General features: G+C 40.9%; 10 protein-coding genes. 2 read left to right on the top strand and 8 right to left on the bottom strand.

Annotated features, from left to right (window positions below):
• Positions 1–129: 129 nt before the first annotated feature.
• From BUC07_RS14890 to amrS, 5 genes are all read right to left on the bottom strand, one after another.
• A complete protein-coding gene (locus tag BUC07_RS14890; protein WP_073171187.1) occupies positions 130–1017 on the bottom strand; it encodes a hypothetical protein in 888 nt (295 codons plus the stop codon).
• Between the two features lie 126 nt (positions 1018–1143).
• Positions 1144–2391, bottom strand: a complete 1248-nt coding sequence (locus BUC07_RS14885) for a DEAD/DEAH box helicase (RefSeq protein WP_073171153.1) — start codon at positions 2389–2391, stop codon at positions 1144–1146.
• A gap of 94 nt (positions 2392–2485) precedes the next feature.
• Entirely contained in the window at positions 2486–3442 is a 957-nt protein-coding gene (locus tag BUC07_RS14880; RefSeq protein ID WP_083578283.1) for a tocopherol cyclase family protein, read from the bottom strand.
• A 9-nt stretch (positions 3443–3451) separates the two neighbouring features.
• The gene (locus BUC07_RS14875) at positions 3452–4702 is read right to left on the bottom strand and encodes a patatin-like phospholipase family protein (protein ID WP_083578282.1); all 1251 of its coding nucleotides are present in this window, start codon (positions 4700–4702) and stop codon (positions 3452–3454) included.
• Positions 4703–4833: 131 nt separating this feature from the next.
• Complete coding sequence (gene amrS / locus BUC07_RS14870; RefSeq protein WP_073171149.1) at positions 4834–5838, bottom strand: AmmeMemoRadiSam system radical SAM enzyme; 1005 nt, start codon at positions 5836–5838, stop codon at positions 4834–4836.
• A 177-nt stretch (positions 5839–6015) separates the two neighbouring features.
• On the opposite strand from amrS, the gene BUC07_RS14865 reads away from it, so the two are divergent.
• Positions 6016–7320: a putative DNA modification/repair radical SAM protein gene (locus BUC07_RS14865; RefSeq protein WP_073171146.1), complete on the top strand. Its 1305-nt coding sequence runs from the start codon at positions 6016–6018 to the stop codon at positions 7318–7320.
• A 29-nt stretch (positions 7321–7349) separates the two neighbouring features.
• Positions 7350–8114: a TIGR03915 family putative DNA repair protein gene (locus BUC07_RS14860; protein ID WP_073171143.1), complete on the top strand. Its 765-nt coding sequence runs from the start codon at positions 7350–7352 to the stop codon at positions 8112–8114.
• Between the two features lie 30 nt (positions 8115–8144).
• Here the strand turns inward: BUC07_RS14860 and BUC07_RS14855 are convergent, their stop codons facing one another.
• The 3 genes from BUC07_RS14855 to BUC07_RS14845 all read right to left on the bottom strand — a co-directional run bounded on the left by BUC07_RS14855 (position 8145) and on the right by BUC07_RS14845 (position 12633).
• Positions 8145–9440, bottom strand: coding sequence for a T9SS type A sorting domain-containing protein (locus BUC07_RS14855; protein WP_073171140.1), 1296 nt, complete (start codon positions 9438–9440; stop codon positions 8145–8147).
• Between the two features lie 10 nt (positions 9441–9450).
• On the bottom strand, positions 9451–10548 hold the full coding sequence (locus tag BUC07_RS14850; protein ID WP_073171137.1) for a fibrobacter succinogenes major paralogous domain-containing protein: 1098 nt from the start codon (positions 10546–10548) through the stop codon (positions 9451–9453).
• A 303-nt stretch (positions 10549–10851) separates the two neighbouring features.
• Positions 10852–12633, bottom strand: coding sequence for a tetratricopeptide repeat protein (locus tag BUC07_RS14845; RefSeq protein WP_083578281.1), 1782 nt, complete (start codon positions 12631–12633; stop codon positions 10852–10854).
• Between the last annotated feature and the right edge of the window lie 32 nt (positions 12634–12665).

Genomic DNA, 12665 nt, shown 5'->3' with positions numbered 1-12665 from the left:
TTAAGATACTGATTATCAGGGGTTTAATCAAATATTCCGATGGTTTATTTTGCTCATTTTCAAATAGTTATCCACATTTTTAACGAAGTATTGTTATAATGAAAAACTATTTTTTTGCGAGTTGCAGAATTACTGTTCCAAAGCTTTTCCAAAAGGAACAGTGAATCCAAGCCATGGAATACCAATAAAACCAATACCTGACTGCACCGGCATCACCAGCCCGAAATCGAGGGCTGCTTTTTTAATAATCCAGCGGCTACCCAATGTTAATATTCCGGTTCCTTCTCCGCCAGTATTCACATAGTAATTTTCTGTAATGAAATACCAGCGATTGGAAAGCCTGAACATACCATTAAAATTAACCATAGGCGAAGATGCCCAACTACCGCCTGCAAATCCATAACCCAGTCCAAAACTCACATTGTTGTCGGGGGTTCCGAAAGTTGACACACCGTAAACAATACCAAAAGACGTTTCGGATTCACCCAAAATAGTACCTGCCAGAACTCCTGCCCCCAAATTAAATTTATCTTTTTCAACCGGGAAAGAAAATTTCGGGCTGATAAATACCGGTGTTGGCGCACCACCAAAAAAGAAAAGCGGTATAACGCCACCTCCAAACGAAAAATTATCAGTAACACCATAAGCAAACTGGTTCCAGAGCACCCAGATATTTTGATAATACCCTTCTCCCTTTTTTAGTCCGTATCCGTTGGGCGACCAGAAATACCTGGTAGATTGAGGATTGGGAAACCAGATTTCGCCATCCCTGATTTGCTGAACATTGACTCTTTCACGTAATTTAATGTCTTTCTTCAGAATTGGAATTTCACCCAAATTTTTTGTTGAAAAATAAATTCTCAACGAATCTTCGGAGATAATTTTCCCAACAAATTCATTCCCGTCGCTCGTCTCAATTCTGATAACAGAAGTATCCTTTTCTACAGGCTGTGCAAAAACAGCAATATCCAGGGTTAAAACAAAAAACACTACCAGAATAAATGTACCAGCCTTCATCTGTTCATTTTTTTTGATTTCATTATCAAAACACAAAAATTTGAATGAAAAAGGTACGCAATAATTTGATTCGGGGCAATAAAAACATTTCAACCAAAGCAATTAGTCTGGCGAACTGCACTGGTTTTATTTTTTAGAATTCCTTTTCGAAAACTTTTTGGAAGGATTATTCCCCTTTCCTTTATTTTTAAATCTTTTGCCTCCTTTATTCCTAGCCGGAGAGTAGCTCTTCCATTCCGGGCCTTTACCCATTCCTTCAGGTAGCGGCAGTTTTATGACTTCACGCTCAATCAGCTTTTCAATCTGCGAGAACTGCCCCATCTCCTTGTCGTTTACCAGTGTTAATGCCACTCCGGTAGCATCAGCACGGGCAGTGCGTCCTACACGGTGAACATAATCTTCTGCATCGTGCGGCACATCAAAATTAATTATGAGATTGATTTCCTTAATATCAATTCCGCGGCTTAGCACATCGGTAGCAACCAAAATGCGTGTGCGCCGCGCTTTAAAGGCCTGGAGGACTTTTTCGCGGTCGGATTGTTCCAAATCGGAAGAAATTGGTTCGGCTGAAAATTTATTTTTCTTCAGCGAAGCGGCGAGTTCGGTAACTTTTCTTTTCGTGGAACAAAAAATCAGGATGCTGTTATATTCCGGATTTTCGGAAATGAGATGATTGATGAGATCAATCTTCTGATTATCGTAACACAGGTAAACCGCCTGCAATACACCCTCGGCCGGTTTCGACATTGAAATGTTAATTTCATCCGGATCCACCAAAATTTTGGAGGCGAGTGTCCTGATTTTGGGTGCCATAGTTGCGCTGAACATGAGCGTTTGGCGCTCTTTGGGCAGGTATGAAATAATTTTTATGATGTCTTCGTAAAAACCGATATCCAGCATACGGTCGGCCTCATCAAGAATAAGATATTTAATGGTATCGAATTTCACATAGCCCATATTCAGGTGGGCAATGAGCTTTCCCGGAGTGGCAATTACCATATCGGCTCCCTGTGTGAGCGCCTTTTTTTGCTGGCCCCAGTCATCGCCATCGCTGCCGCCATAAATAGCAATTGAATGTATTCCCAGACCATAGGCGATTCCTTGCACCTGCTGGTCGATTTGCACGGCCAGTTCGCGGGTGGGAACCAAAATGAGGGTTGATGTTTCGCCTGAGGGTTGATCCAGAATCAAATCCAGTACAGGAATAATAAAAGCAGCCGTTTTGCCGGTGCCTGTTTGCGCACAGGCGATTAAATCTTTTTGGTTTAAAATTTTGGGTATGGCCTGTTCCTGTATCGGGGTGGTTTTTTCGAACCCCATATACGAAATGGCATCGAGTATATCGTTATGTACTCCTAATTCAGAAAATTTCATTGTTAAAGTGCATTTTTACGTAATTCACCGGCCGTTAAAATACCGGTTACTTTTCGGGTTTCAAAGTAAACGAAAATTATTGATTTAGCGATATTTAAAAATAGGTCAATATTTTTTCAATAATTTCCATCCCTGCCCTTTCGCCTTTTAATGCATGCAGCAAACTACCCTTTTCATTCGTTAGAGTAATTTCAATTTCCGAGTCAATACTTTCCTTTATCATTCTGCTCATTTCTCCGGTTACAGGCGCTTTCAGGCTTCCGGATTGTTTCTGAACGGCCTTGATTTTCAACATCAGATTTTTCCTTCTTAATTCAATTTCCAGCGTTTTATTTGCGAAACCAAGTTTATTAATTTTCGAATTATTGTATGTGGCAAAAATGTAAAACTGCCCCTTAATGTAAAGGAAACAAATGTGCCCGATGAAAAAACTGCCCATCCATGGAATTTTAGCTACCGAAAAAGTAAATGAACAGTCGGGCTCGCTAAAAGTATTGCTGTGCAGCCAAATCCATGATTCGGGAAAAGAAGTTCCCCAGTCTTTTTCAATGTAGCCTTTCCCGCCTGAAAAATGGGTTTCGTAATGATTCAGCCTTAAAGAACCTTTTAGCTGGTGCAAAACCGACACGATTCCGTGTTTGCACTCCATAAACGGGATATAAGAATACCAACCCATTATACCGGGTGACAAAAGTGTTTTGGGGTATTTTATCATTCCTGAATATTCAATTTCTCCATAAGCCCTGAAGATTTTTGTTTTAATATCGAGACTGATTCCATCGGCAGAAAACCAGTTATCGCCAATCCACAACTCCAGTTTTTCATCTGAAAAATTAAACGCTTCAAGCGGAAAACGGATATATTCAGTTTGGCCGTTAATGCCATCGATAAACTGAATAAAAGCGTGCTTGTCATTTGGAGTGAGCGAAATTCCCGGAATAAATGAAAATACATGCTTCCTGTTTTCAGAAACATGTTTGAAATACCAACCTTCAAAATATTTTTTCTTCCTGAAATTCCCCTGGAAAATTTCTGGTTTAAATAGCTTCATCCAGTAAATTTAACGCTTTGCCCGGATTTTTTTATAATTCTCCCAGTCAAATTTTTGAATGAATTCGAGTCCTTTTCGGGCTCCCAGCAAGAACAGTTTCTTTTTCTTTTGGTCGCTCATTTTAAAATTGAGCCAGTTAAAATCTTTGTCGGCATCAATAAAGCAAATCAGTTTCTCAAAGTCGGGGTTTTGAATTAAAAATTCATTGTCGGCATCGTGGCGCATGGTACTAATCATAGCGCCGGCAAAACTCCCAAAATCATCCACCTCTGCACACTCCTGGCGGTACGAACTCAGTTTTACGCCAAAAGTTGGTTTACGCGGAATTGCGCCGGGTTTAAAATGAAAGACATTAATGGGAAAATTGGAAATCATTCCCCCGTCAACAAATTTCACTTTGTCGGGAATGTGCCCGTGGTAATTGGCAAGTTGCTGCCACTCATTACTTGCAGGTTCGCCGCTGCCAGGCAGGTTGCCAATTTCAAGCGGAATGAAAAAGAATGGTACCGACATGGAAGCACGCACCATTTTTGCCGGAGAAACTTCATTCATTTTATCTCCCCAGTACAAATGCCCCATTTCGGGGAACAACACTTTTGTTTGAGTGGTAACATCGGCGGCAATAATGTGAATCCGGGCCATTTCATCAGTAAGAGGATCTCCCGAAACACGGTGTTTTAACCCTCCTGGAAAATGTTTTTTGTCCCGTTTTTCTTTCAGTTGGCCAATAGTTGTTATTTGGTTGGGAGATTCTTTCAACACTTCTTCAATCCACTTTTCAAACGCTTTGCCGGGATTCAGTCCCAGGTTCACAAACAATGCTTTTTTAATTTTTTTAATGTTCCAAAGCAACTTCCACCACATTTTTTTTATGGGAGTGCCGTCGATTACTTTTTGCATAATTCCTTTCAGCACCGGGTCGCCATCCACAAATTCAAAAAGATCTTGCCTGGCAAGTACATCGAGTACCTGTTGCGATTTACTTTTTTCAATGGAGTCGATTCCCGCCAGCACCAGCGTGTTAATTGCACCTGCCGATGTTCCGGCCAGGTTAAAAAAACGAATTCCTGCCGTTTCCAGAATGTAGGTGTACCCTACCAGTGCAATCCCAAGAACACCGCCGCCCTCCTGCACCAAATCGACATACTGCCGACCTTCGCTGTCAATTATATCTGAAAAAACTTTGCCCTTCAGCTTTTCTGCCTCTTTCAGCATTTCCTGAAATTCAGGCTGTCCTGTAAAATCTTCATAAGTCATCATTAGGAAAAAATTTAAAGATTTTTATTTTTCAGATAAAAAGATACGAAAATTAAGGTAAAATGCATTACACTGAACAGGATAAATTTTAAGCGCTGTAAATTCGGAGAAATTATTTCTGCAACTGATTGCGTTCAGCCAACAACATTAACCAAAGTGGCGCATTCCGGGCATCTGTCTTTGAATCCAGGCTCAACAATAGTAGTATAGTAATTTCTTCGGATCAACAGCTTACCGCATTTCGGGCAAAAAGTTGAAGAGCGCATTTCATCACTTATGTTGCCGAGATAAACGTGGTTCAGGTATTTTTTGGCCAAATTATAGAAGCTTCTCAATTTATCCACCGAAGTTGGTGGCGCATTCAACTTATAATTTGGGAAATATCGCGAGAGATGAAGTGGTGTATCCTTACCTGCATTTTCGGCAATCCATTTAAGCATTGCTTCAAATTCATCTTCATCGTCGTTCAACCCGGTAATAACCAGGTTGGTAATTTCAAGATGACTGCCACTTTGAGCAATCATTTTAATTGTTTTCAGAACCGGATCCAGTTTTGCCTTTGCGTATTTTTTGTAAAAACTGTTGTTAAATCCTTTCAAATCAATATTGAATGCATCGAGGTAAGGAAGTGCCTGGCTCAATGGTTCCGGGTTAATGTACCCGTTGGTAACCACTACATTTTTCAAATTGCTGGTTTGCGCAAGTCGGGCGGTGTCGAGCATAAATTCATAAAAAGTAAACGGCTCGTTGTAAGTGTAGGCAATACCAATATTTTGCCAGGTTTTCAGCGCTTCGTTTACAATTTGTTCAGGACTGATATTGTGGAACCCCTTGAAGTCAGTTGCACGACACTGCGAGATTTGGTGATTCTGACAAAAACTGCAATGCATATTGCAGCCGACTTCACCAATTGAAAGTATGTTTTTACCCGGGTAAAAATGATAAAGCGGTTTTTTCTCAATCGGATCAGTTCCCAGGGCTGCCACTTTATTGTACACATGAGTAAACAGTCGCCCGTTTACATTTTCGCGAACTTTGCAAACGCCTGTTTGCCCCGGTTTTAAGTAACAATACCACGGGCAAAGCGAACATTTTACTTCGTTATTCTCCAGCTTCTCGTAAAAAAGTGCCTCGTGCATAACTCAGTTCCGTTTTTCTCAAATGTACGAAAATGTTAAGACTCAGTTCCAAATGATGTATGGTATTTATGAGGCAGGAAATTACGGCTTTCATGAAAATAATCTATAAGAAATAGTTCTTTTTATACACATTTGGTTAAATTGTAGCAGATAATTTGATTATAATTTAGTCAACAGATGAGCAAAGATAGAGTACAGCAAAAATTAACAATTCTGGCCGATGCAGCCAAGTACGATGTTTCATGTGCTTCGAGCGGCAGCAACCGGCCCAATGCCTCCAAAGGAATTGGGAGCAGTGTTTCGTGTGGGATTTGCCATAGTTTTACCGAAGATGGCCGCTGCGTCAGCCTGTTTAAAATATTAATGACCAATTACTGCATTTACGATTGTGCCTACTGCATCAATCGCCGTAGCAACGACCGCCCGCGAGCTACATTTACAGTTGATGAAATTGTGCAGCTTACCATTGGGTTTTACCGCAGAAATTATATCGAGGGATTGTTCCTGAGTTCGGGGGTGATAAAAAGCCCCGACTACACAATGGAACGAATGGTGCAGGTAGTACGCAAACTCAGGCTGGAAGAAAAATTCAACGGCTACATTCACATGAAAACCATTCCCGGCGCAAGTGAAGAGCTGGTTAGCCAAGCAGGGCTTTTTGCCGACCGGCTGAGTGTAAACATTGAAATCCCCACCGAACCGAATCTGAAAAAACTGGCACCCGAGAAAAACTTTCCGGGAATAATGACTCCAATGGAACAAATCAGAAATTCAATTTTAACCAGCAAAGAAGAACGCAGAAAATACAGAAAGGCGCCCACCTTTGCCCCGGCCGGACAGAGCACGCAGCTTATTGTGGGCGCGACCCCCGAAACCGACAGGCAAATCATTTTACTCTCGTCAAAATTATACCAAACCCAAAAACTGAAGCGGGTTTACTACTCGGGCTACCTGCCGGTTAACGATTACGACAAACGGCTGCCGGCTATTGACAAGCCGCCGCTTGTACGTGAAAACCGGCTATACCAAAGTGACTGGCTGATGCGTTTTTACCGTTTCAGGGCTGAAGAAATTTTAAGCGATGATCAGCCCTTTCTCGATTTAGAAGTGGATCCTAAGCTGGGATATGCACTTCGCAACCTGCACCTCTATCCTATTGACGTTAACACAGCGGATTATGAAATGATCCTACGCATTCCCGGAGTGGGTGTGCAATCAGCACAGCGAATTATTCAGGCGCGCCGCCACCGCAAACTCACTTTTTACCACCTTAAAAAAATTGGAGTGGTTCTAAAACGGGCCAAATACTTTATTAAAACCAACGAATTACCGGCTGCCCTGAGATCCGATTTGCCACCTGAAAACCTGAAAAGAATGTTACTTGCCGGGAGTACTTCAAAGCGAAAAAAAGCGCAGGATACACAACTTAGTTTATTTGCGAATTACCAGCCGGCTTTAGCTACTTTACAGTTGCAGCACTGAGAATTAAAATAATCATCTGAGAGTGCAAAATGCCGATTTTTGTTTACGATAATACTTTTGAAGGCTTGCTCACCTGCATTTTTGAAGCATACAGCCGCAAACAGTTTCCCAATACTATACAACCTGAAGGGAAACAACCAGAAAATCTGTTTGATGATACCATCAAAATAAAATCTGACTCCGAAAAAGCCAGCCGCGTTTGGAAAGGAATTCAAAACAAACTGTCAGCAAAAAACAAACAACTACCCTACCACGCATTTCTTTCGGAAGAGGAAGAAATTGAAATTAAAATTTTGCGATTTGCCCGCAGGTTATTCAGCGAAAAAGAAAATATTGAAACCGATTTTGGCGACCCCGATATAATGGAAATTGTACAAACCTCCCGCAAGGTAAAAAAAGAAGCCATGCGGATGATGCAGTTCGTGCGGTTTCAGCAGACAAAAGACGGGCTCTACTTTTGTGGTATCGAACCGCAATACGATGTATTACCGTTGGTTATAAACCATTTTCAAAACCGCTTTGCCGACCAAAACTGGCTGCTATATGATCTCCATCGGAACTACGGTGCGTTCTGGAATAAAAAAACGGTGGAAGAAGTCGTGCTCACCAGCCGGGAAATGAACAGGAATACAGGACAGGTGAGTGAAAATGTGTTGAATGAAAGCGATGCATTTTATCAAACACTTTGGAAATCGTATTTCGAAAATATCAACATAAAAGAAAGAAAAAACCTCCGGTTGCAGCGTCAGCACATGCCCCGGAGGTTTTGGAAATATCTTACGGAGAAACAATAAAATAAAAGTCAGAGTCACCGGGAAAAAATACTATTGCTTTACAACAATGAATGTTTCCGGATTATCTTTTATCAACCGGATAAAATACATTCCCGGTTTTAGGTCATTTAAGTGCAATTCTGAAACCGGATCGTTCAGTTTAAAATTTTTAATCGCCTGACCGGTTTTAGAGTAAACGGTTCCAAAAACGGATTCACTAAAGTCTTCTATGTGGATGTTCAACTTTGCTTTGAATGGATTGGGATAAACCAGAGTTTTATCTCCTTTCTTCAGTACTTCTGCTGCCGTAATTCGCTCTTCAGGTTGCCCAAATCCCTGGGTAAAAAAGTGCGATGCCCCCTCAAGCGTTTCGATGACTGCCTCACCCACCGTCCAGCTTAGCGAGCCGGTACTTTTTCCAAAATATTCACCGGCAGAACCGCAAACATTCAGCCATCCCCCTGCCGGGTCGTAGGGTTCTTCATCGTCGTCGCCATTGCCTCCGTTATCGTCGTCTCCGTTGTCATCCCCACCGTTACCGTTACCTCCATCATCAATTCCGCCGCTGGCAAACTCGGTTTTTGCCGTATAGGATATCGTTCCTCCAACCTCTTCATCAAATATAAAAACAGACAACACCGAAATTTTAATTCCCGGCACATACCACACATATTCCGTTGTTTTTAAATTCTGGCCTCCAAGTGTTCCATCATTGTAAAACATACTTGATGTAATGTCCGATTTTACCATCAACGCATTTTCAAAAACACCTGCCGGGGTTTTAACCGTTCCATAGCCAACCGCTTTGGTTTTCTTTACAGCAACATCCTTGTATTCATAAGGGCTGGTTTTATTTGTTGCCCCCCATATTTCAGATGAACTGTCAAATTCATTTCCATAAGAAAAAGGCAAAAGTAAAACGGTATCCGGATTTACATATTTGCTGTAAGTAACAGCCGATGCATTGGTAAGGGCAATGGCTAAGTTTACAACACGATTATTTTCAACTATTCCAAAATCATAGACTTTAACTCCCCCGGTTTCCTCCGGGTCATAAGTCATAACAGCAAAATTACTGGCTAAAACAGCCGCCGAATCAGCAAATGGCGTTTCAGAGGGAGCGACACATACGCCGGGATCTCCTCCGATAAGTATTCCAGTAGTGTTGGAATAATCCCAGGTCAGGTTTAGACCCTCCGCAGGAACAATTTCTTCTTCGGTTTCGATTATATTCCTCCAATATTTGTCGCCTGTTTCAAGGTTCAACATATTTGTAATGGTTGGCTGGGCTAAAAGAATGACCGGGCCAATCAAAAAAATTAAATTAAAAATCAAAAGTCGTTTCATAACTATTGGTTTAGTCTTTTATGCACCTTACTGCAAGTCCGCCATCTTTATTTTTCACTGTATTGGTTTGAACCATAATCGAACCTGAATCATAAATCCTGAATTCCAAAGCCTGGTCAGGGTTTGAAGCAAATTGTGTTGTTGACCATAAATCGCCTGCTTCTTTCATGTGTTGAAAATCGGGTTCTCCACCATTCAAAAACATTTCGCCGGAACCTACTGCTGTAAACCCTGTTTCGTTGGTACCATTATTGGTTTCCCAGTGTGCAGTGCCAGTTTCTTTTAATTTCTGTCCGATTAGTGAGCCACCCACTTCATAATGGTTTTTCACGTAATTGTATAGTGTTTCCCATTCTGTATGACTGGGCACGTGATAACCGGTTGGGCAAACCCCCTGCACGCCACTTGGTACTGCCGAACTTGACGAGGCTCTGCGCATTACCGCTTCCCAGGTATAAAGTTTTCCGTATTCACCGGTAAGCGAGGCGTTATTATCGTAATCAAAAACCCCGCTGATGGCAGTTCCGTCGGTATAATGTATCGATTTCAGGTTTTCAGCCAGCCACGTTTGGGTGCCAATGGTAACTGTTCCATAAACATTCCCATCGTAATCGGTTACGGTATTGCCAGTGGTTCCGCCATTTCCCGAGGGCAGATAAATCGCCTGGTCTCCAATATAAAGCGTGTCGTTTGAATAATTTACATAAATGGAACCTGCGTGTAGCGCATACGGAACCGAAACCATTTCAGCGGCTCCCATTTCGGTAAAATTGTCGCCCCCGCTCAAGTCGAGAAAAGTTTTTAAAAACATTTTGCCAGCACCCCAGTCTATCGTTTCAAAATTTCCGGATAAAACTGTTCCTTTTCCTATATGCAGGTTAACAATTCCAAACTGATTGGTTGTTTTTGCATGTTTTTCAGAATAAACTTCCTGTCCCGAAACAGAATTCATGCGAACAGAGAATTTCAGGCTAACCACCTGTTCTTTAACCAACTGGCCCGAACTGTTGCGAACAACAGTCTGGTAATTTATACACTGTGGCACCTGTGCCATTAACTGGCTGATGATAAAAGCCAATCCAAAACTAACTAAGAAAATTTTTTTCATTTCACTACAATTTTAAGGTTATTGATTTTTGTTTCTATTGTCAAAATTTTGTTCATCATTTCTGATTTTTAGCTTTCTGAGGATTTTTTGTAAGGCCTTATTCTGGGTCTCGAGTTTTTCAAAAAGTTCCTCATCTTCGCTCACCTTTTTTTTTCTTTCTCTCTTCCTGCTCATCGCTGTTTTTTCGATAAACAAGTTTAAGGCAAGTTGATGAAACCGGCTCAATAAAAAGGGTTACAAAAGGTTTAGGGAGAGGTTACAAAAAGTTGCAAAAAAAATTTGCCCGAATTGTTTGGCATGGAATTAAAGTTTCAGCAAAAATGCCACCAGGTTATCGTTTTCGCCCATGTTAAGTTTTTGGCGTAACCGGTGCCGGGCAGTTTTAATGGAACTTTCTGATTTAAAAGAGATAGCAGCAATTTCCTTGGTGGAGAGATTCAGTTTCAGCAAAGCCGCTATTTTAATTTCGGTAGCCGAAAGGTTGGGGCATATTTCGAATAGTTTTTCATAAAAAAGATTATACACATTATTGAAGGCAAGATCAAATTCTTCCCAGATATTGTGGTGCGTAACCAGTTGAATTTCTTGCAAAATGGCCTTTATTTGTTTTCGTCCGCCAGAAGCATCCGATGGAAATTCATTCATTCTTATACTGATATTTTTCAGCGTTTCATTAAGTTGAATTAATGCCAGCGCCCGGCTTGCCAGCTCTTTGTTTTTTAACTCGAGGTCATTTTCAAGCATCTTCTTGTCTTTTTCAAACACTTTGTTTTCCAAATCGATAAGGTGATTCTTCTTTTCAAGAATCTCCTGCTTTTGCCGCAGGTTTTTGTTTTTCAATCTTAAAAACAGTATTAACCCCAGAGTTGAAAGGAGAATCATACTGGAAAAAACGATGAGAATATACACCTGCAAGGTTCTGGCCCTGTTTCGCTGATGGAGCAACTGAATATCTTTTTCGTTGGCCGAAAGTTGAGCCTGGTATTCAATTTCAGCAATCCTTTTGGCATTGTTTTTTATGTCCAAATCAGCTTTCGTATTATGATAGTCCTCATAAAAACCGAGCGCTTTAAAATAATCGCCATTGTTTTTATGCGCCTGTGAAAGTTGCAAATATGTTTCATTTTGAAGTATCTGGCTGTTAATATGGGTTGAAATCTCCAGCGCTATTTCGCCATATTTAATGGCATGGTTGTAATCACCTGTTTTATTATAAATTTCGCTTTTCAACCCATAAACCATGGCCTGCCCGTATTTTTCATCCAGCTTGTAAAAAATATCCAGCGATTCATCCAATTTGGCAATGGCATCGGTAAATTCCCCAACCTTTGACTGTACCTTGGCAATATTATAAAGTGAAATTGCAATTCTTCTCAGGTCGCCCAATTCAAGATACAAATCATACGCATTCGAGAATAATTCCATTGCCGCGTCCAGACTGTCTTGCGCAATCTTCAAGTTTCCTTTGTTTATCAGGATCATGCCAAAGGCTTTTTTATCAGAAGTTTTTTGATTGATGTCAAACGCTCCATCTAAATACCGTTCTGCCAATTCGTTGTTACCCTGGTTCAGATAGGTTAGTCCAATGGCGTTGTAGCAAACCGACATTCCGGAAAAATCGGAAAGCTTTTCGTAAACCGAAATGGCTCTCAGGTTCATTTCTATGGCTAACTCATGATATCCGAGGTAAGTATTTACCAGCGCCTTTAATGAATAATATCTGCCCAAATCAAGTGAGGCAATATCCGGTGAAAGGATTCTGCCAAGGGAATCGAGATATGCGAGGGCTTCTTCGTATCGATCATCGTAATACGCAATTTGTGCTTTTATGAAAAAGTATTTTTGCTCACCCTGCGCATATTCAATTTCATCTAAAAGTTCTTTCCCCTTTTCAGCATACAAAAGGGCTATTTGGTTATTGATGCTAATATTCGATGAGGATAAGGCAAAAAGGGAGTCGATGATCTGTATGTTTATCTTTCCTGTTTCCGGAATGCCACATTTTCCTGCCTTGGTAAAAAAGATTAAAGCCAGAAAAAATAAGGTAATGGAGATGCCCTTGCAAAATGGTTTAAAAATCGACATCAGGTTATTGATTTTTATACAAGTTACTACAA

The organism is Tangfeifania diversioriginum (assembly GCF_900141875.1).
GTDB classification, from domain to species: domain Bacteria; phylum Bacteroidota; class Bacteroidia; order Bacteroidales; family Prolixibacteraceae; genus Tangfeifania; species Tangfeifania diversioriginum.
This window is presented reverse-complemented; position numbering and strand designations above follow the sequence as displayed.

Bases quoted from the DNA above. Each gene is read 5' to 3' on its own strand.
- BUC07_RS14890 (WP_073171187.1), bottom strand. From the start codon at position 1,017: ATGAAGGCTGGTACATTTATTCTGGTAGTGTTTTTTGTTTTAACCCTG.
- BUC07_RS14885 (WP_073171153.1), bottom strand. From the start codon at position 2,391: ATGAAATTTTCTGAATTAGGAGTACATAACGATATACTCGATGCCATT.
- BUC07_RS14880 (WP_083578283.1), bottom strand. From the start codon at position 3,442: ATGAAGCTATTTAAACCAGAAATTTTCCAGGGGAATTTCAGGAAGAAA.
- BUC07_RS14875 (WP_083578282.1), bottom strand. From the start codon at position 4,702: ATGATGACTTATGAAGATTTTACAGGACAGCCTGAATTTCAGGAAATG.
- amrS (WP_073171149.1), bottom strand. From the start codon at position 5,838: ATGCACGAGGCACTTTTTTACGAGAAGCTGGAGAATAACGAAGTAAAA.
- BUC07_RS14865 (WP_073171146.1), top strand. From the start codon at position 6,016: ATGAGCAAAGATAGAGTACAGCAAAAATTAACAATTCTGGCCGATGCA.
- BUC07_RS14860 (WP_073171143.1), top strand. From the start codon at position 7,350: ATGCCGATTTTTGTTTACGATAATACTTTTGAAGGCTTGCTCACCTGC.
- BUC07_RS14855 (WP_073171140.1), bottom strand. From the start codon at position 9,440: ATGAAACGACTTTTGATTTTTAATTTAATTTTTTTGATTGGCCCGGTC.
- BUC07_RS14850 (WP_073171137.1), bottom strand. From the start codon at position 10,548: ATGAAAAAAATTTTCTTAGTTAGTTTTGGATTGGCTTTTATCATCAGC.
- BUC07_RS14845 (WP_083578281.1), bottom strand. From the start codon at position 12,633: ATGTCGATTTTTAAACCATTTTGCAAGGGCATCTCCATTACCTTATTT.